The organism is Ruminococcus sp. SR1/5, assembly GCF_000209835.1.
GTDB classification, from domain to species: domain Bacteria; phylum Bacillota; class Clostridia; order Lachnospirales; family Lachnospiraceae; genus Blautia_A; species Blautia_A fusiformis.
The window spans coordinates 1,120,695-1,140,694 of record NC_021014.1 but is presented as its reverse complement, the minus strand read 5'-3'; the positions used below and the strand labels follow the sequence as shown (position 1 = coordinate 1,140,694).

Below are 20,000 nucleotides of genomic sequence, written 5' to 3'. Positions count from 1 at the left end.
ATATTTTCAGTCAAGGAAAAACCCTCTCCGGCTAATATGTGTCTATTATCCGACAGTGTCAGATAAAGTCAAAAAAGAGACCTGAATGACGCACATTTTGTCATTCAGGTCTCTCCTGTCATTTTTTAATATTCTTCGCTTCCATCGTCATAAGATTCGTCGTAGGAACCATCATCATAGCTTCCATCATCGGAAGATCCATCCGAATAATCACTTTCGTCAGAACCATCGGAATAGTCCCCTTCATCGGAAGATCCGTCACTGACATCCGATCCGTCAGAAGAATCGCTTCCATCGGAGCCATCCTCAGAGGAATCCTCTGAATCGCTGGAATTTCCTGCATATCCTGCAACACGACCAGCCTGAAGAGAGCTGTCCCAGAAGTCAGAATAGGAAGCACTCTGTAACGTAACATCCTTCGCTTCTGCAAGCTCGCTGACTGTTACAAGCTTATATCCCTGGTCGATCAGTGCCGGGATCAGCTTCTCTGTGGCACACTTCACAGATGGTTCATGAATATCATGCATCAGGATGATAGAACCGTCTCCCAGTGAGGAATCATTCATGATCTGGTTATAATCTGCATCCGCATCCATCAGCTTCCAGTCCAGAGAATCCGTAGACCACATGAAGAAAGGCTTGCCAACTGCACTCATCTGCTCATCTGTGATCGCGCCATACGGTGCACGACATACCGTTGATGCCTGCCCACAGGCTTTTACCAGTGCATCATCCGTCTTCTGGAACTCCTGCATAACAGAATCCAGATCCATATTCGGCAGCGTCTGTTCCGGATGATCCCAAGTATGGTTACCGATCTCGCAGCCAAGCTTTACCATTCGCTGTATGGTAGATTCACGGCCCTCCACATTCTGTCCCAGCATAAAGAACGTAACATGGATATTGTATTTCTCAACAGTATCAAGAAGTGTCTCTGTATACTCTCCAGGACCATCATCAAAGGTCAGAGCGATCATCGGGCGCTTCTTGGAAGGATCATAAGAGCCATCCTCATTAAAATAATAGTCCTTCACACCTTTCTCCACCCATCCGGTCTGCATGTATCCCTTTTTATCAAAGCTGTATGTTGTTCCGTCAATATCCGCAAAACCATTTACATAATATGTACCATCCGGATTCTGATACCACTTTCCGGTAGAATCCTCATGCCATCCCGGAGTCATAACAGAAAGCCTTTCGCCTGCTGCACTGCCCTTTACCGGCATCACCGTTGCATCCGTACCGGAATCCGCGCTGTCTGTATCCGAAGCAGCCGTATCCGTCGATGCCGTACCGTCCTTCGTACTGCTGCCTGTGGAAGCTCCGGCGGTATTTGCCTGGACATTTACTGTCTCCGCATCCTTATTGCTTCCGCCGCCTGCATGGTTGACGATGGGAAGAATTACCCCTCGAACAACAAAAACCAGCAGAAGAATCGCCGCAACTACACAGGTTATCCGCTTCATCATCCGCCGCCGTCTTAACTGCTGCTGTTTTCTGCGCATCCTCTCACGCAAAACTCTTTTGTCCATTTTTTACATCCCCGTTTATATACTCATATCTTTCTTTGATATTTAATGTCTGTCTTTAATCATACCGCATTTAACGCTTAAATACAATGGAAATTCCCGAAAGAATCTCTTAATTTGTTACTGTTCACTCCGTTCTCAGTAACACACTTCGCGATGCACATGTAAAAAAATGGTACCCGGAACACATTCCGGGCACCACACTTTTTTAGCTGCTGATACTGTCAGATCACTCCTGCCCCGCTGCATCCGATGTGCTGCTGTCTGCATCCTGATCCGCCTCGCCGTCTTCCGGCACCATATCTGTAGCCTCTGCCGCTTCCAGCTCTTCATCCACGGTACCTTCCACACTGCTTCCGTCCGAGGAAGGATCATCTCCGTTTACTCCCTGGGTATCACCGGCAGAAACCTTCTCCTCAACCGTTGCATTGTCCAGGATAAAATCTTCCACTCTGAGAAGTCCGATGGATTCATCCACGGCTGCCTGTCCGTATTTATCTACCAGCGCAGCCAGATCCTTCACACTGTATGCTTTGATCAGTTCATCCTGGATACTGAGAGATTTTTTATCTTCAAGTGTCATATTCTCCGCATCCATGATCCCCTGTACGATCAGGTTCTGCTTTACTTTAAACTCCGCATACTGACCGCTCTGCTCCTCAAAATCATCCATGGAGATTCCCTGAGCTTTTACAAAATCCTCCAGCGTCATATCACCCTGTTTTGCATAATTCTCATACAGACTGCGAAACTCTGTCTTGGCTGTATCCAGATCCTCCTGTGGATATTCCTTCACTTCAGATGCTGAGAGCACTGTGTTCCATGCAGTTTCACGCAATGTGTTCTGTGCACTTGTCTTCGCTTCATCCTCCAGTGTGGTACGGATTTCCTTCTTGTAATCATCCACACTCTTGCAGTCTGTATTCTTGGCTACCCAGGTATCGGTAAGCTCAGGTGCACGCTTAAAGCTCTGCAGAGTGACCTTAAATACCACTTCCTGTCCGGCCAGCTCTTCCGAAGAGTATTCCTTCGGGAAAGTCAGATCGAGATCCTTGGTCTCACCTTTTTTCATTCCGATGATCCCGTCCTCAAATCCGTCGATAAACGTTCCGGAGCCTATGGTCAGCTCATAATTATTTGCAGTACCGCCGTCAAAAGCCACTCCGTCCTTGGTTCCCACATAATTAATGATAACCACATCTCCGTTCTGAACACTGCCTTCCGTTACTTCCTCAGCCTTGTTCTGAAGTTCTTCCTTGATCCTTCCGTCAACCATATCATCGGTTACGGCTTCTACTGTGTTATCAAGAGTCAGTCCCTTATATTCTCCGATGGTCACATATTTGCTCACATCATCCACGGAAACAAGCCTTGTATCTCCGGAGGCTGCCTCTTCGCTGTCTTTATTGGAATCCGTTTCTTCTGACTCTTTGGAATCTGCAGATCCGGAATCTTCTTTATCTGTTGTATCCTGCGCTTCTGCTGCAGGTTTTTTGTCATCTTTCTGGTCTGTTGATGTGCCACATGCAGTGATCGCCAGTGCCGCACACAGTGCAAGAACCATGAGATATGCTTTTTTCTTCATAACCTACTCCCTTCATCAAGTACTGTCGGTTCGATTATAATCTTTTTTTATACAGATTTGTAAAGTGTGTTTGCTGTCTTACATTTCCGGTACCGGTGTCGGTCTGGAAGAATCCCACACCTCCGATACATCAAACAGGTCACTGAGCATATCCGGATTGTAATACATTCTGTATCCATCCAGATTCCGTCTTCCCTGACGGAAATATTCACTTGTGATCTGCACAAAATACTGACTGGAATCTACATTGCAGAAATAGCGGTAGCCACGGCTTTTGTAATACTCATACTTCTCATTATCCGAGGTGTATCCTTCCCAGTCGCCGATATCCGCACCAAAGGCAAAAATGATCATATCGGTTTTTCCGAGGATGGGTGCCACATATTTTTCCCATTTTTTATTATCGGTCTTCAACTCCGCTGCTGTGGAGCTTGTAGCGTTTCTGTGACCCCAGGTATGGCTTGCAAATTCCCACCCGTCCTTTTTCATGGCCTTCGCCACTTTTTTGGCTGCTTTTACTTCTTTATCATAGTCAAAATCCGGATTGGCCTTGAGAAAAGCCTTCTGGTCATCCTGAAGATTCTTCTTGGTCTTATATGCCCCATCTGTACGGTAGCCCAGAACACCATTATAACCGGTCATTGCCAGAATACCCTTTCTTCCATGATAGGAAAAATCCGGATGTTCTTTGATAAAGGAATCCAGGATCGGCACCACATCGTAATCTCCGGTCACAACTGTACCGTCTGCCTTCTTATACTCGCATTTGATATCTCCGTTGTCGTCGATCACCAGCTTTGTGGCAAATCCGTCTCCGTCCATATAATGATAGTAGCTGACGTCATCCTCTGAAAGAACAAAAGGAATCTTGCCTTCCGGCAGCATGATCTTTCCCCTGCTCATGGTTCCGTCATCATTGATCACAGCCATATCATGAGGACTCACCAGTACGTAACCCTTATCATACATGATCTGGAGCATTTTTTTGAACTCACTGACTGTGGTCATCATCTGATTATATCCGGCCTCATCGGAATCTCCGTCAAAGGCCAGGGAGGTATTCACGATCAGGGAATGAAAAAATACATGGGTGATATTCTCAAGTGGATATTCCACACAGGCATCTCTTTTTTTCATGTAGGCTGCTGCTGCTTCCTGCATCTTGTCACTGGTGGCAAATTTCCAGTTGTTTTTCAACACGGAGATCGCGCCGGTGTAATCATACTGCTGTGCCAGTTTTTTGGCTTTTTTGAGAAGTGTTTTTTCGTCTGAGGAAGTACTGTCGGAGCTGTTCTCGGCAGCTTCCCTTTTCTGTGTTTCTTTTTCTGCCTTTTTTCTTCCTTCGGTGTCTCGGTAGCTGCCGGCTGGTCCTCCGGGTCCGCTGCTACTTTGGCTTCTTCGGACTGTTCTTCTTCGGCTTCTGCAGCTTCCGCTTCATCAGACTGTGTATCCTCGTCATCCTGTGTCCCGGAGATCATATTTTCCACCTGAACAGTGACCGGATGGTTTCCGCCCACAAGAAGTGACGCCGCAAGCACTGTTGTCAGTACACCTGCAATTTTTTTCTTCATAATAATATATATGCCCCTTTCTAAAAGTCCCCTCGTATCTCCGGATATGACCGTTACATCGGCGGTACCGGTGTCGGTCTTGCCGGATCAAAAACATCTTTTACGTCAAAAAGATCGGATAACAGTTCCGGGTTATAATACATACGGTATCCATCCAGATTCCGTCTTCCCTGACGGAAGTACCGATCCCGGATCTGTACATAATACTGGCTGGAATCCACGTTGCAGTAATAATTATATCCCTGCCCCTTCAGATATTCGAATTTATCCCCGGAATACTCCTGGTCATTGGTAATGTCGGTTCCAAAAGCAAAAATGATAACATCCGTTCCCCCGATCAGCGGATCTACATTTTTCTTGAAACGTTCGGTGTCTGCCTGAAGCTTCTCCAGTGTGACCTGTCCCACATTCTGATGTCCCCAGGTATGGCTCGCAAATTCCCAGCCTTCTGCCTTCATGGCATCGGCAACCTTTTTTGCGGCTGCCCGTTCTTTTTCCAGGCTGAAATCCGGATGTGCATCCAGCCACTGTACTTTATTTTCATCCAGATCTGCCGGACGGGTCTCATAGCTTTCGTCGGTCCGATATCCCAGGATCCCGTTGTATCCGGTAAGTGCCAGGATTCCTTTTGCACCGCGGTATGAGAAATCCGGATGCTTTTCCACAAAACGGTCGATCAGCGGAACCATGTCATAATCTCCCACGGAGACACTTCCGTCATCTTCCACATATTCATTGCGGATCTTTCCTTTATCATCCACGATCAGCTTCGTGGCATAGCCGTCACCGTCCATGTAATGATAATAGCATACATCATCCTGTGAGAGGACAAACGGCGTTTTCCCAGGCGGAAGAAGGATCTCTCCCTCTGTGATATTCCCGTTGTCGTCTGCCTTTGCCATGTCCTTGATGCTTACCATCACATAGCCCTTGTCATACATGGTCTGCGTGATCTTGTTAAACTCATCAATGGTTGTCATGACCTGATTATAATCTGCTTCTTTGTAGTCTCCGTCAAACGCTTTGGATGGATCCTTGATCAGAATATGATAAAAGACATGTGTCACCTTTTCAAGGGGCCATGCCGTACAGGTTGCTTTTATGTCTTCGTATTTTTTTGCAGTTGCTTGCATCTTCTTATCAGAATCATAGGACGGAGCCTTTTTCAGAAGATCGATAGCTTTGTCATAGTTATACTGACTGGCCAGAAGCTCTGCCTCTGCGAGAGTATCTTTGGAAGCGGTCTCTGTATTTTTAGTACCTGCTTCTAAAGCTTTTTCTCCGGAAACAGTCTGTTCTTTCTGTTTGTCAGAAGAAACCATCTTCTCTTTTGAAGCCTTCTCACTTCTGCCCTTCAGCGCACCGACCCCTACTGATGCCCCGACTGCGACGATCATTGCCGCTGTTATGATGGCCAGACGTTTTCTGCGTTCCTTCAGCTGGCGCTTTCTGCGGCGTTTCAATACCTCTTTCCGCCATTCTTCGTACTCAGGAGTTCCCATTTCCGGTCGGGTTCCCCCGGGCTTTTTCTCTTTCATATAATATTTCCTCCATCTCTGGTTTATCCATTACATATGTTAGCTCAAAGATAGTTATGTCCTGTATTCTCTGCAGCATACACAGATGAACTGCATCGTAATCATTATAACTGGTAACTGCTGAAATTTCCACCGTTCCACCTGTCTTTTTCACTTTTTTAATTGCCTTTTTGACAAAACAATGCTAAAATGTTGTTTGCGTAATGTAACCGATTGCGAAACAAATATATATACAGGGGGATTCTCAAATGAGTACAGTTACCATCGTTCTTCTGGTCATCCTCGTTATTCTGATCGCAGCAGTGATCGCACTCTATTTCTTCGGAAAAAAAGCTCAGAAAAAACAGGACGAACAGCAGGCTCAGATCCAGGCTAACAAGCAGACAGTTTCCATGCTGGTCATCGATAAAAAACGGATGCCGCTGAAAGATTCCGGACTTCCACAGATGGTCATCGACCAGACACCTAAGCTTATGCGTCGGTCCAAGCTTCCGATCGTAAAAGCCAAAGTCGGTCCGAAGATCAACATCCTTATTGCAGATGAAAAAGTTTTTGATCTGATCCCGGTCAAAAAAGAGATCAAAGCTGAAGTCAGCGGCCTTTACATCGTTGGCGTAAAAGGAATCCGTGGTTCTCTCGAAGTACCACAGAAGAAGAAAAAAGGCTTCCTCGCAAGATTCCGTAAATGATCAGAATCCAAAACAGCCGCCATGCTTTCAGGAATTCCCCTGATGCATGGCGGCTGTTCTTATGTAGTGTAATTATATATCTTTTATTTTCTGCAGGATCTATAAAACAAAATCCTTGCAGTCTCTTGGCTGTACCTGGATCGCCAGATAGCAGTCTGCCACATGTTCTTCATTCATATCCAGCGCATAATCTGCTTTGATCTGAAGGTTCTCTTCGCTTTCCGTCAGCTCCAGATTCGTAGCTGAGATTCCCATCTGAAGTGTTCCGTAAGGGGTAGTATAATAGGTCATGTTTTTTTGCCCTGTTCAAATACCATGTGTACATTGACCAGTCCCTTCTTGCTGACCTCCAGACCTTTTCCGGATACTTTTATGTAATTGATGGTGGGTTCTGCTGTTTCATCCAGCAGTTCCTCATATCTGAGATAATGAGAACCATTGCGGAAATAATACTGTCCCGGAACAATGATCTCTATAGGTTCCTGATCCCCCTGTGCATCCATCATCTGAAGCCCTCTTACATGGATCAAAACTTCTTTCTGCATTCTTTTCTCCTATCATTTATGTACAGATCTGTTTAATATTTTTCGATATCGATCTTCTGTGTTTTTTCTACGTTATACGGCAGGATGGAATTGGCAAAATCCTTAAACTTCTCTGCAAGATCACTTACATAAAAGCGATACGGGAATTCCTCCTGTGCTACCTCATTGCTGGAAAGATCCAGTCTGGAGAGTAACTTTTTAAGCTCTAGCGCCGTCTCATATGCAGGATTCACAAGGCAGACCTCCTCACCCATGATCTTGCGGATGGTAGATCTTAAAAGAGGATAGTGCGTACATCCGAGGATCAGTGTATCGATCTCCTGCTCCTGCAGCTCCTTCAGATATCTTCTCGCAACCTCCTCGGTGACCGGATCATGATACCAGCCCTCTTCTACCAGCGGAACAAACAGCGGGCACGCTTTTCCGATCACGGTGATCTCCGGATCCAGTTCCTTCAGATAAGAGGCATGGATACCGCTTCCTACCGTGCCCACCGTTCCGATAATGCCCACCCGTTTATTTCTGGTTTCCTGGGCAGCAACTTTGGCACCGGCCTCGATCACTCCAAGGATCGGGATATCCAGTTCATCCTTCACCGCATCCAGAGCAAATGCACTGGCTGTATTACAGGCCACCACAATGGCCTTCACCTTCTGTTCCTGCAGAAAATGAATGATCTGGCGGGAATAACGGATCACCGTTTCTCTGGATTTGCTTCCATAGGGAACTCTGGCTGTGTCTCCGAAATATACGATTTTTTCCGATGGGAGATTGCGCATGATCTCCCGGGCTACTGTCAGTCCTCCGATACCGGAATCAAACACACCCACCGGTGCGTTTCTGTCTATATTCATTGATCTTATCTCCTGAAATAATTAATCGAACGTGATTGGTCCGTTGAAATATTGTATCACCAATCCAGGGCTTGCGCAAGCCAGAAGGATATCTTCACCGGCTTATTTTCCCCGTTATCCTCTGCTTTTTCAAAACAGAATTCCGGGTAGATCGTTCCCCACCAGGCATAAAACTGTGGCTGCCGATCACCGGCAGTTCTTCTCTCCCAGGTACTCCCTGCAAGGATCACTGCCGTGAGCAAAAGGAACCCTCCTGCTTTTTTTAATACATGCTTCTTCGTTTTTATATGCTCCATGAGCAAGCCCTCCTGTCAAAAATCTTCTGATGATCTTATCCAGAGATATACTGTACGATTTATCGTACTGATCATCATCTGTATTATTAACAGTCCGGCTCCCATCTATTCATTACTGCCGTAATCCACTTCCAGAAGCTCACCTTCCACCCATATCTCCGGAAGCCAGGGCAGCGTTCCATCCTGACAGAACTGATGATATACCTCCCGCAGAGTCACACCTTTCTTCTGCTGCCCGGATGTGCGGTTCTCCTGAATTCCCTGAAGGTATTCCCCTATGGAGCTTTCCCGGGCTCCCTTCCAGTGAAAAACATCTCCCAGCATATCCGTCCGGAACACGTAGACATCCTCTCCGATATGCTCTTCCTGCTTCAGATATCCAATCAGTGCTTCCCGGGATCCCTCTTCCAGGATCTGTTCATCCAGGATCAGCACTTCAAGATGACCCAGATCCAGAAATTTTTCCTGAGACCGGTTGTAAACTGCCTCGATCTCCTGAAAGTCCCGGCCGGAAAGAGTCAGCACAGAAATCGGATCTTCGTCCGGTTTTTCCTGTCCGGTAGCTGTACTCATATCCGGCATTGCATATTTCAGCACAAAACCATTCTCTGAAACACCGGCTCCCAGTGCCAGCGGATAAGCTCTTTTTTCCGGTTCTACTGCCGCACAGCCTGATCCCGTCAAAGTGATGACCAGGACAAGTCCTGCCACAGTTACTTTTTTCTTCCGTCTTCCCCGGTTTTCCGTACTGAGAAAAAGCTGTATCACAATCAGAAACGGCACAAAGATGTACCCCAGATACCAGCCATAATACTCCCGGATCCCCATCCCGTTTCTCTCATACAGGGAAAGCAGCCAGCCTGCTGCCGGGATCCAGTACCGACCGGTCCCGAATCCAGTTTTTTCCGCGATCTGATTTCCGTAATGAAACAAACTTCCCAGAGAAAACAAAAGTCCGAATACCAGAAACCCCATCCATATCACATCAAATCTCGCCAGTACGTTTCCCGGAAGATCTGCACCCTCCAGAAGAGGCAGTACCGGACAGATCTCGTTTTTAAGGCGTGCACCTCCAAAGACTGCCGGAAGAAGGAGCTGCATTCCAAAAATGATCCCGCAAACTGTAAGAAAAGCCAGGATCACAGGTTTTCTGGCACTTCCCTGTTTTTTTGCATACTCCAGCCCGAAGGGAAGAAGTCCTGCTCCTGAAAAAGCACACAAAAGTGTATACAGATCACGGAGCCATCGCTCTCCTGTAAATCCTGTTTCCGGATCTTTCATCACTTCCATAAAGTACTCTGTTTTTCCCTGCCCTGCACATAAAAGCATCAGAAGAAGGATCCCTGCCAGAAAAATCCTTCCGGACACCTCAGCGATCCGCCCTCTTCTCTGCATTCCGCGATGCGTTCCCAGACTACAGGCTGCAACTGCAAGAAGAGACAGCCATTTTCCGGAAATCCCGCTGATCAGACTTTCCGGGATCACCTCCCCCAGAAGGCCCGAAAGAAATGCCGAACTTGCGATCACATATACCAAAAAGAACAGGCCAATAAATCGTACAGTAAAACTTCCTGTCCTTTTGGAAAGCTCTCCATATGCAGGTGTCAGACGTATCAGCCAGATCACATAAAAAGAGAGCATTACGGCCGCAGCAACTGTCCCTGCCATGGCACTGATGCCCAACATCGCTCCATTCTTAAACAGGCACAGCAGAAACGGCGCCGGAAACACCAGTATGATCTGCCGAAAAAGCTGTCTGTGGGAAATCCTGTTATTCTCCGCAAATCTCATAACCTTTATCCTTTCCGGCTCCATGGCCTTGTCCAAAGCCTGCGTTTCTGGGCATTTCTGGCATACAGCGGCCGGAATTTCCGCTTCCGGAAGGGCTGTCGCAAAATCCTTCCACCGGTTTCCGCCTCACTGTTCTTCTCTACAAAAGGTACCAGATATGGGACACCGAAGCTTAAAAGTCCTGCCAGATGCGCCATGGTGAGATACAGTCCCAACACGATTCCGAATATACCTAGAAATCCTCCCAGAAACAGAAAAGCGTACTTCAGAAGCCGGAATGCAGAAGCAAATTCCTCATTAGGTATAGCCAGTGATCCCAGTGCTGTCAGTGCCACGATGATCACTACCACCGGGCTGACAAGATTGGCCTCCACCGCAGCCTGTCCGATGATCAGTCCTCCTACGATCCCAATGGCATTTCCAAGAGCTCCCGGGATCCGCACACCAGCCTCCCGTATCAACTCAAAAGACAGTTCCAGGAACACCAGCTCCACTACACTGGAAAATGGAACGCCCTCTCTTGCCTGTGCAAAGGAAAGGATCAGATTCGCCGGAAGGATCTGTGTATGAAACCGGATCACAGCCAGATAAAGTCCGGGGAGCAGCGTTGCCACAGCCATGGCCAGATACCGGAGCACCCGCAGGAAGGATGCCATCTCAAAACGGTTGTACCAGTCTTCACTGCTTTCCATAAAACTGTTGAATGCTCCGGGAACCACCAGTGCCACCGGCGAATTGTCGCAGAGCAGAACTGCTTTTCCATTCAGCAGCTCCTGGGCAGCCCGGTCCGGCCGCTCCGTTGTCTGAAACTGAGGAAAGGGAGAATACCATGCTTCTTCTGTCAGCTGTTCCAGCATCCCGCTGTCCAGGATCCCGTCCACTGCAAAAGATTCCAGGCGCTCTTTCACAGCAGTCAGAAGCTCCTCATGGACCAGATCCTCCACATAAAGAAGCTGTACCACCGTATTAGAGCGTACACCGATGCTGCTCTGCTCCACCTTCAGCCTGGTATCCCGGATCCGCTTTCTCACAAGGGCCGCATTGGTTTTTACACTGTCACAGAACCCCTCCTTGGAGCCTCTGAGGACCTTTTCCGTTTTCACCTCTGATACAGCCAGCCCCGGATATCCTTTACTGGAAATTTTCATTGCTTTGTCGTATCCATCCAGAAAGAAAACTGCATTTCCCGAAAGAATGGCACCAAATACCTCCTCCATGGAAGACAGCTCCTTCACATCTGCAATTCCAAGACTGTTTCGGCGGATAAATTCCCGGATCTTTTCCTCCGGGATCTCCCAGAAATGATTGATCATTTTTCCGATAGCAGAATCATCCAGCATCATGTTTGAAACCGCAACCTCAATATAGACCATCAGACAGTCCGCCTTATGTCCCTCACCAAGGCGCATGGGCCTGATCAGGATATCATCGCAGTTTTCACACCGTTTCCGGATATACGATTCATTTTCATGAAGAGATATCGATATCTTCCTTGTTTCCATAAAGTCACCATCCTTTACAGCAAGTTCCCCCACTGCTTATTGCTTTTCGCAATTGAAACAGGGGACTTACTTGATTCGCTTAAAAAAAGAGATGCCCCAATGACATCTCTCTTAATATTCCCGCATATCCGGTTCTTATTCTTTTTTCTCGGCCTCTTTGGCCTCATTCTCCGCGCGGATAGTACGGATGATCGCTTTTCGTTGATTCTCCAGATGATGGAAAGAAATATCCTGCGCCTTTTGCACATCTCCTTCACGGATGGCTTTTACCAGTTCTTCATGCTCACTGACCAGAAGATTTCTTGTCTGCTCCTCCTTCAGATACTCTACACGATAGCGATACATCTGCTCACGGAGATTATTCAGGACCTGATTCAGACGCTTATTATCAGAAGCCTGATATATGATCTCGTGGAAAGCCACATCGGTTTCCGCCAGACGGACCAGATTTCCCTCTGCTTTTGTTTTTCAAATTCCTTGGCTGCCACCCAGAGCCTTCCCAGCTCATCCTCTGTGATCAGCTTGCACGCTTTTTCTATGGCAACATTTTCGAGGGCGATACGCACCTCCAGAACATCGTTCAGATCCTTTTCTGTGATGCTGGCTACCTGTGCACCTCTGCGTGGGATCATCACTACAAGACCTTCCTGCTCCAGCTTGCGCATAGCCTCACGCACCGGTGTTCTGCTCACGCCAAGACGCTCTGCAAGGGCGATCTCCAGAAGTCTTTCGCCCGGCTTCAGCTCTCCCTTCAGGATTGCCTGCCGCAAGGTGTTAAAAACAACATCCCGAAGCGGCAGATATTCATTCATATCCACAGAAAAATCACTTGTCATTTGTAACTCCTCCATCTCTATTGTAAATATCCGTGGCAAATACAGTCTTTGCAAGCCCGCTCTTTCTGAGGCTTCTGGCTGCCGCGGCCATCTTATCCCTATTATCAAAGATTCCAAACACAGTAGGACCGCTTCCGCTCATCACGGCTTTCAGCGCACCTTTTTCTTCCATAAGGTTCTTGATATTGCCGATCACAGGATACTGTCGGATGATCCCCGGTTCAAATACATTCTCCATTCTGGATGCCATGGCATACAGATCATTATTTCTGATAGCTCCGATGAGTCCATCGATGTCCGGATGTTTTCCGATCCCTTCCAGATTCAGATTCTCATAGGCTGTTTTTGTGGAAACATTGATTCCCGGTTTTCCTATCAGAACATAACATTTCGGAACTTCCGGAAGTCTGGTCAGCTTCTCTCCGATTCCCTCCGCAAGAGCTGTTCCCCGCATGATACAATACGGAACATCTGCTCCGACCTTTACTGCACGTTCCATCAGCTGTTCTTCGGTAAGCCCTAAATGGAACATCCGGTTCACACCCACAAATGCGGCCGCTGCATCGGAGCTGCCTCCTGCCATGCCTGCTGCCACCGGGATAAATTTACGAAGCTTGATGGAAAGTCCCTCTTCAACATCGAACTCCTCCATCAGCATCTGTGCTGCCTTATATACAAGATTTCTCTGGTCTGTAGGAATAAACGGAAGATTGGTCGTCAGTACGATCCCCGGCCGTCTGGTCTTTCTGATATCCAGGATATCATACATACGGATGGTCTGCATGATCATGCGTACCTCATGATAACCGTCCTCTCTCTTTCCCAGAACATCAAGTCCGAGATTGATCTTTGCCATTGCTTTTAAACGCATAAGCCCCTCCATTTGTACTTTGTATACAGTATTTATACATGTATTTTATATGATTTTTACATTCTTTTCAACAGCAAAATATTCCACTTTTTATTTGATCTGACCTTCCACTTTTTTCACAACAAGAAGCGGAGTTCCCGGAGAGGGTTCCTGATTTTCCTTGAGAGCATTGATCGTCCGGATCTCTTGGATAGATGTGTGATATTTCCTTGCGATATCCCACAATTCATCTCCCGGTTTTACCATATAAACCAGGATTCCCGGCATAGCCTGGAGTTTTTTCATATCCAGTGGTTTTTCCTCTACTTTCTCAATGATAAATACCGGTTCTCTGGCAACTGCCAGAAGCTCCAGTCCTACAGTTGCCCGGATCTCGATCTCATTTCCATCTGCCATGGCTGCGGAAAGCTGCTCCAGCTTTGCTTTTAACTGATAACAGCTGTCCTGTCGGATCCCTCTTGCTTCCACCATATGGGAAAACGGTATCATTGCCTCCATGGAATAAAACGGCATATCATCATTTCCAATAATGTACAGGATCTTCAGCATGACCACGCCATCTGCCTGCACACCGTTCTCTACGATCCTGGTCTTATCGATCTTCACTTTTCCCTGACTGTGACACAGCTGGAGGACTTTTCCCTGAGTCTCCTTTACCTGGATCCTGTCACTGATCCTGCATCTGGAAAAATTACGTACCAGAAGCCGTTCCAGTACCTCATTCTTTCCTTCCGGAACACATTCACGGATCGGTGTATACACATCGGTAATGAGATCATATTCCTCTTCCCTGAAAAATTTCATATCCAGCTCCAGCACAACATCCGAAACAAGGATCCGTTCTTCCCCATCGACATCCGGTTTGGCCTCCAGACTCTGATGCATCACCGAAGCTTCGATCAGCGGGATCAGTTCCTCCGTGCAGTCCGGACATTCCACTTCTCCGGAAAAAGGCAGCGAATATTCCAGCCACTGCACCGGGGCTTCTGTATCTTCAGCTCCGTACAGCACAAAAACGGACAGCTCTCCTCTTGCCTTTACCACATTTTCCTCCGGCTTCAGATCCAGCCCCCGTACATCCATAGTATACCAGATCAGGCTGGCGATATCCGGACGATTGGAGGCAATGGTATACTCATCCTTGATCCGGAGTGTATCTTTTTTATGTACGGTAAGTCCCAGAAAACGGACTGTTTTTTTCTGACGGATACCTCTTCTGCATCCAGCACCACCGGCAGGCGGATCTGTTCTGTTTCATCCACAGTCGCACAAAAAGTTACCAAAGCTTTGATATTAAGCTTTCTGGAATGGATCAGGCGGATCGTAAGATCTTCAATTTCCCACTTCAGACACATTTTATCCCCGTTTATGATATCCTTCAGGTTCAAGGTTTCCTCAAATGGAAGTTTTGCAGTAAGACTGCTGACGATCCCTCTTTCTTCCCCCACATAAAGGATATCTACCTGCAGATTTCCCGTAAGAATACCTTTCCCGTCAGTAAGACGGACATCATCCATAATGATCCTGCCCTTATTCTGGATCAGTCTTCCTGCATCCGGTTTTGCATCCGGTACATTAAAATCCTCATCAAAAGTGATCTGACTTTTTGCCCTGCTTTTTTCCTTTAATATCTGCATGCTTTCTTTTTTAATTCCACAGTCTATTCCCCTTTCTCCGACTCTTTTTTCACCGGACTGCTGCTTTCCCGGAACGTTACCGGCTTTTCCTGTTTCCGGGTTTTTATCACAATGCAGGGATAGGACGGAACTCCTGCCTCCTTAAGATCCTCCGGTCCAAGAAGTTTTGTAACAAAAATATCCCATTCGAGGATTCTCCAAGCTCCTCTACCTGGATGCTGTATCCGCCACTCATCTGCCGCCCGTACCCTTTGGCCAGGTAAAGATCCTCTCCGGTTTCATAACTCAGCTGAAATTCCTTTTCCTTTTTTCTTCCATAAGCCTGGAAAGCTCCTCCGGGATATCCCGGCATTCCACAACGATGTAATCTACAGGTTTTCGTTCTTCTTCCTCCACCCGGACAAATCGACACCCGGAAAGCAGCAGTGCCAGCACGGCAGCTGTCAGCACGATCCGCAGAAATACTGCTTTTTTCATAATATAAGCCACCTGCATGATTCGTTACTGTTCACTCCGTTCTCAGTAACACGCTTTGCGGAAGATCACCAGTAAACAGTAACCATTATTCAGTATTTATTCTATGTGAGCAGGGAAAGATTTATTGCAACTATCGGATTTTCTTCGTATAATATAAAAATACCATCTTACTGCGGAACTCTCCGCAAGTATCTATAACAGAAAGGACAAAAGACATGATTCGATTCATACTTGTCTGTATCGTGGTGATCGCCTATCTGGTGCTGACCATTCCGGTTCTCCTTGTAGAATGGATCATCGGGAAATTTTCTCCCATGACTAAGGATATCAGCTCTCTGCGCATGGTACAGGCCATATTCAAATTCATCCTGTGGATCACAGGCGCCAAAGTCACCGTCATCGGCGAAGAAAACGTTCCAAAGGATCAGGCTGTTCTCTATGTAGCAAACCACCGGAGCTATTTCGACATCCTGCTCACCTACAGCCGCTGTCCGATCCGCACCGGCTATGTTGCCAAGAAGGAAATGGAGCATTATCCGCTGCTCTCCAACTGGATGCGCAATCTCTACTGTCTCTTTCTCGACAGAGAGGATATCAAGCAGGGTCTGAAAACGATCCTTCAGGCCGCAGACTATGTGAAATCCGGCATTTCCGTATGTATCTTCCCGGAAGGAACCAGAAATAAGAATGCTGATGAAACAGAAATGCTACCTTTCCATGATGGCAGCTTCAAGATCGCAGCCAGAGCCAAAAGCCCGATCATTCCTATTGCGATCAGCAACTCTGCCAATATCTGGGAGGCCAATTTCCCGAAGATGACACCTACACACGTAGTGATCGAATATGGCAAGCCTATCATTCCTTCAGAGCTTGACCGGGATACTCAGCGCCGCTTAGGTTCCTATACACAGGATATCATCAAAGAAATGCTGATCAAAAACAAAGAACTGGTGTGAACATCAAAAAACCATATCTATGTCTGTTTTTCGACATAAGATATGGTTTTTTATTACTGTGTACCTGCTCCCAGGATTTTTTCCGCATTTTCGATACGTTCTTTCGTTGGCGGATTGATTCCCTTCAGCGGATAATCAATATGCAGATTTTCCCATTTAAAGGTTCCGAGTGTGTGATATGGAAGAACCTCCACTCTCTCAACTGTCTTCAGTGTTGCAATAAAGTCAGCCAGCCGGTGGAGATAGTCATCCCGGTCATTGCGTTCTGGAACCAGTACGTGACGGATCCACATGGATACGCCCATATCGGAAAGCTTCCGGGCCATGGCAAGGATATTTTTATTGGTACATCCTGTGAGGATCTTATGCTGTTCCTCATCAATGTGCTTGATATCCAGCATGACAAGATCTGTGTACTTCATCAGCTCTTCCCATTTTTCATACCACGGACCCTCTTCTGTGTAAGGGTTGCCGCTGGTATCAAGTGTTGTGTGGATTCCAAGTTTTTTTGCTTTTCTGAACAGCTCAGTGAGGAAATCGATCTGTAACAGTGGCTCGCCTCCACTCACAGTAATACCGCCCTTACTTCCCCAGTAAGAGCGGTATCGACAGGCTTTTTCAAGCAGCTCATCTGCTGTGTACTCCGTCCCTGTTTTCATTTGCCAGGTGTCCGGATTGTGGCAGAACTGACAGCGCATGGCGCAGCCGCTCAAAAAGATCACATACCGGACTCCTGGTCCGTCAACAGAGCCGAAGCTCTCCAGTGAGTGGACGTAGCCAGTGATTTTTTTCTGGTCGTCCATATTTTTTATTACATCCTTTCGTGGCAGGTTCTTGCGATAACGTCAAGCTGCTGCTCTCTTGTAAGGTCGATGAACTTAACAGCGTATCCGGAAACACGGATCGTGAAGTTTGCATACTCCTCTTTTTCCGGATGCTCCATAGCATCGATAAGTTTCTCTTTACCGAATACGTTTACATTGAGGTGATGTGCACCACGGTCAAAGTATCCGTCAAGTACATTTACAAGATTCTCTGTACGCTCTTCCTCAGAATGGCCAAGTGCATCCGGGTTGATCGTCTGAGTATTGGAGATTCCGTCAAGGGCATCCTCATAGTCAAGCTTTGCAACAGAGTTCAGGGAAGCAAGAAGTCCGTTCTGCTCTGCGCCGTAAGACGGGTTTGCTCCCGGTGCCAGAGGCTCGCCGGCTTTTCTTCCGTCCGGAAGAGATCCTGTAGCTTTACCATAAACAACGTTGGATGTGATGGTAAGGATGGATGTGGTTGGCTTGGAATCACGATAGGTATGGATGTGTTTCAGCTTCTCAAGGAATGTGGAAAGCAGAGTTGTTGCGATCTCGTCTGCTCTGTCATCATCGTTACCATAACGTGGGAAGTCACCCTCAACCTGGAAGTCTGTTGTGATTCCGTCCTCGTCACGGATTGCTTTTACTTTTGCATATTTGATAGCGGAAAGGGAATCTACTACGTGTGAGAATCCGGCGATACCTGTTGCGAAGGAACGGTCAACCTTTGTATCGATAAGTGCCATCTCAGCTGCCTCATAGTAGTATTTATCATGCATGTAGTGGATCATGTTCAGTGTTCCAACATACAGATGTGCAAGCCAGTCCATCATCTGATCATATTTTGCGATTACTTCGTCATAATCAAGGTACTCGGAAGTGATCGGCTGATACTGCGGTCCTACCTGCTGTTTTGTCTTCTCATCAACACCACCGTTGATCGCGTAAAGAAGGCATTTTGCAAGGTTTGCACGAGCACCGAAGAACTGCATCTCTTTACCTGTCTCTGTAGCAGATACACAGCAGCAGATGCTATAGTCATCGCCCCATACCGGACGCATAACATCATCGTTCTCATACTGGATGGAACTTGTTGTAACAGAGATGTCTGCTGCATATTTCTTGAAGTTCTCAGGCAGTCTTGAAGAGTAGAGAACTGTAAGGTTCGGCTCCGGAGCCGGTCCCATATCCTCAAGTGTATGAAGGAAACGATAGTCGTTCTTTGTTACCATGGAACGTCCGTCCTGTCCCATACCTGCTACTTCCAGAGTTGCCCATACCGGGTCACCGGAGAAGAGCTGGTTGTAAGACGGGATACGAGCGAATTTAACCATACGGAATTTCATTACGATATGGTCAACAAGCTCCTGTGCCTCTTTCTCTGTAAGAGTTCCGTTCTCAAGGTCTCTCTCAATATAGATATCAAGGAATGTGGAGATACGTCCAACACTCATTGCAGCTCCGTTCTGAGTTTTGATCGCTGCAAGATATCCAAAGTACAGCCACTGGAATGCTTCCTTTGCATTCTTAGCCGGCTGGGAAATATCAAAGCCATAGATCTGAGCCATTTCTTTCATCTTCTTCAGAGCACGGATCTGATCTGCGATCTCCTCACGAAGCTGGAAGTCATAACGTCTCATACCCTGACGGTCGCATGCTGCGAAGTCTTTCTCTTTACCTGCGATCAGATAATCAATTCCGTAAAGAGCAACTCGTCTGTAATCACCTACGATACGTCCACGTCCGTAAGTATCCGGAAGTCCTGTAAGGATCTTGTTGTGACGTGCTCTCTTCATCTCCGGTGTGTAGATATCGAATACACCCTGGTTGTGTGTTTTGAACTCATAGTTGTTGAAAACATCTTTGATCTTGTCGCTTACATGGTATCCGTAAGTCTCACATGCCTGCTCTGCCATTTTAATTCCGCCGTATGGCATGAAAGCACGTTTCAGAGGTTTGTCTGTCTGAAGACCTACAACCTGCTCCAGGTCTTTGAGTTCCTCATCGATATATCCAGGACCGTATGCTGTAATTCCTGTTACTACCTCTGTCTCCATATCAAGAACGCCGCCTTTAGCACGCTCTTCTTTCTGAAGCTCCTGAAGCTTGCCCCAGAGTTTATCTGTTGCCTCTGTTGGTGCTTCCAGGAAGGAAGCATCTCCATCATATGGTGTATAGTTCATACTGATGAAATTACGAACATCGATCTTCTCTTTCCAACGATCACCCTTAAAACCATTCCACTGTTCAAAATCAACTTTTGCCAATTTGTTACACATCCTTTCCTGTTGTCTCAATATTTCGTTCACTGCCCGCGCAGTTAGTAATATATAACATTTCTCATGACGACCATAAGATAACAGATTCCGAATTTAAAGTCAACAGCTTGGAAGTATGTTCTTTATAATATACATGTAATTGTATTATTGATAAAAATAATGAGAAAATTGTACCAGATATTGTACAATGTCGGGCGTCTGACGGACGCTCCTGGCGGAGGGCTTTTCCTTTCCAGGG

General features: G+C 46.8%; 21 protein-coding genes and 1 pseudogene. 2 read left to right on the top strand and 20 right to left on the bottom strand.

Features of this window, described 5'->3' with window-relative positions; genetic code table 11:
• Positions 1-125: 125 nt before the first annotated feature.
• The 6 genes from CK1_RS05820 to CK1_RS05795 form a co-directional block, all read right to left on the bottom strand.
• Positions 126-1,532: a polysaccharide deacetylase family protein gene (locus CK1_RS05820; protein WP_015525358.1), complete on the bottom strand. Its 1,407-nt coding sequence runs from the start codon at positions 1,530-1,532 to the stop codon at positions 126-128.
• A 226-nt stretch (positions 1,533-1,758) separates the two neighbouring features.
• Positions 1,759-3,114: a trigger factor gene (tig, locus tag CK1_RS05815; protein ID WP_015525357.1), complete on the bottom strand. Its 1,356-nt coding sequence runs from the start codon at positions 3,112-3,114 to the stop codon at positions 1,759-1,761.
• A 78-nt stretch (positions 3,115-3,192) separates the two neighbouring features.
• Positions 3,193-4,314 carry a polysaccharide deacetylase family protein gene (locus CK1_RS05810; RefSeq protein ID WP_306288788.1) on the bottom strand — a complete coding sequence of 374 codons (1,122 nt, stop codon included), beginning with the start codon at positions 4,312-4,314 and terminating at the stop codon, positions 3,193-3,195.
• Positions 4,308-4,685 carry a hypothetical protein gene (locus tag CK1_RS05805; protein WP_015525356.1) on the bottom strand — a complete coding sequence of 126 codons (378 nt, stop codon included), beginning with the start codon at positions 4,683-4,685 and terminating at the stop codon, positions 4,308-4,310. Before CK1_RS05805 ends, CK1_RS05810 begins: the two co-directional genes overlap by 7 nt.
• Before the next feature lie 53 nt (positions 4,686-4,738).
• Positions 4,739-6,223, bottom strand: a complete 1,485-nt coding sequence (locus CK1_RS05800; RefSeq protein ID WP_306288787.1) for a polysaccharide deacetylase family protein — start codon at positions 6,221-6,223, stop codon at positions 4,739-4,741.
• Positions 6,174-6,377: a hypothetical protein gene (locus CK1_RS05795; RefSeq protein ID WP_173741147.1), complete on the bottom strand. Its 204-nt coding sequence runs from the start codon at positions 6,375-6,377 to the stop codon at positions 6,174-6,176. The genes CK1_RS05800 and CK1_RS05795 overlap by 50 nt, the downstream gene beginning before the upstream one ends.
• A gap of 94 nt (positions 6,378-6,471) precedes the next feature.
• On the opposite strand from CK1_RS05795, the gene CK1_RS05790 reads away from it, so the two are divergent.
• Complete coding sequence (locus tag CK1_RS05790) at positions 6,472-6,912, top strand: type IV pilin (protein ID WP_015525354.1); 441 nt, start codon at positions 6,472-6,474, stop codon at positions 6,910-6,912.
• Between the two features lie 99 nt (positions 6,913-7,011).
• Here the strand turns inward: CK1_RS05790 and CK1_RS05785 are convergent.
• From CK1_RS05785 to CK1_RS05735, 12 genes and pseudogenes are all read right to left on the bottom strand, one after another.
• A pseudogene (locus CK1_RS05785) lies at positions 7,012-7,415 on the bottom strand (YwiB family protein).
• 74 nt (positions 7,416-7,489) lie between these two features.
• Positions 7,490-8,311, bottom strand: a complete 822-nt coding sequence (murI, locus tag CK1_RS05780; protein ID WP_015525351.1) for a glutamate racemase — start codon at positions 8,309-8,311, stop codon at positions 7,490-7,492.
• A 56-nt stretch (positions 8,312-8,367) separates the two neighbouring features.
• Complete coding sequence (locus CK1_RS05775; protein WP_015525350.1) at positions 8,368-8,607, bottom strand: hypothetical protein; 240 nt, start codon at positions 8,605-8,607, stop codon at positions 8,368-8,370.
• Positions 8,608-8,712: 105 nt separating this feature from the next.
• The gene (locus tag CK1_RS05770) at positions 8,713-10,398 is read right to left on the bottom strand and encodes a GerAB/ArcD/ProY family transporter (RefSeq protein WP_306288786.1); all 1,686 of its coding nucleotides are present in this window, start codon (positions 10,396-10,398) and stop codon (positions 8,713-8,715) included.
• 5 nt (positions 10,399-10,403) lie between these two features.
• Positions 10,404-11,900, bottom strand: coding sequence for a spore germination protein (locus CK1_RS05765; protein WP_015525348.1), 1,497 nt, complete (start codon positions 11,898-11,900; stop codon positions 10,404-10,406).
• Positions 11,901-12,035: 135 nt separating this feature from the next.
• On the bottom strand, positions 12,036-12,323 hold the full coding sequence (locus CK1_RS18060) for an FCD domain-containing protein (RefSeq protein WP_353611129.1): 288 nt from the start codon (positions 12,321-12,323) through the stop codon (positions 12,036-12,038).
• The gene (locus CK1_RS05760) at positions 12,275-12,736 is read right to left on the bottom strand and encodes a GntR family transcriptional regulator (protein WP_015525346.1); all 462 of its coding nucleotides are present in this window, start codon (positions 12,734-12,736) and stop codon (positions 12,275-12,277) included. The genes CK1_RS18060 and CK1_RS05760 overlap by 49 nt, the downstream gene beginning before the upstream one ends.
• Positions 12,726-13,607 carry a 4-(cytidine 5'-diphospho)-2-C-methyl-D-erythritol kinase gene (ispE, locus tag CK1_RS05755; protein WP_015525345.1) on the bottom strand — a complete coding sequence of 294 codons (882 nt, stop codon included), beginning with the start codon at positions 13,605-13,607 and terminating at the stop codon, positions 12,726-12,728. Before ispE ends, CK1_RS05760 begins: the two co-directional genes overlap by 11 nt.
• Before the next feature lie 90 nt (positions 13,608-13,697).
• Positions 13,698-14,690: a DUF3794 and LysM peptidoglycan-binding domain-containing protein gene (locus CK1_RS05750; RefSeq protein WP_015525344.1), complete on the bottom strand. Its 993-nt coding sequence runs from the start codon at positions 14,688-14,690 to the stop codon at positions 13,698-13,700.
• 11 nt (positions 14,691-14,701) lie between these two features.
• A complete protein-coding gene (locus CK1_RS05745; RefSeq protein ID WP_015525343.1) occupies positions 14,702-15,244 on the bottom strand; it encodes a DUF3794 domain-containing protein in 543 nt (180 codons plus the stop codon).
• A 106-nt stretch (positions 15,245-15,350) separates the two neighbouring features.
• Entirely contained in the window at positions 15,351-15,479 is a 129-nt protein-coding gene (locus CK1_RS05740) for a hypothetical protein (protein ID WP_306288785.1), read from the bottom strand.
• 50 nt (positions 15,480-15,529) lie between these two features.
• Entirely contained in the window at positions 15,530-15,721 is a 192-nt protein-coding gene (locus CK1_RS05735) for a hypothetical protein (RefSeq protein WP_015525342.1), read from the bottom strand.
• Between the two features lie 215 nt (positions 15,722-15,936).
• On the opposite strand from CK1_RS05735, the gene CK1_RS05730 reads away from it, so the two are divergent.
• Positions 15,937-16,677, top strand: a complete 741-nt coding sequence (locus CK1_RS05730; RefSeq protein ID WP_015525341.1) for a lysophospholipid acyltransferase family protein — start codon at positions 15,937-15,939, stop codon at positions 16,675-16,677.
• A gap of 53 nt (positions 16,678-16,730) precedes the next feature.
• On the opposite strand, the gene pflA is transcribed toward CK1_RS05730, so the two are convergent.
• Together pflA and pflB are read right to left on the bottom strand one after the other, a co-directional pair.
• Entirely contained in the window at positions 16,731-17,480 is a 750-nt protein-coding gene (gene pflA, locus CK1_RS05725; RefSeq protein ID WP_015525340.1) for a pyruvate formate-lyase-activating protein, read from the bottom strand.
• A gap of 8 nt (positions 17,481-17,488) precedes the next feature.
• On the bottom strand, positions 17,489-19,750 hold the full coding sequence (pflB, locus tag CK1_RS05720; protein WP_227589026.1) for a formate C-acetyltransferase: 2,262 nt from the start codon (positions 19,748-19,750) through the stop codon (positions 17,489-17,491).
• Positions 19,751-20,000: the final 250 nt, after the last annotated feature.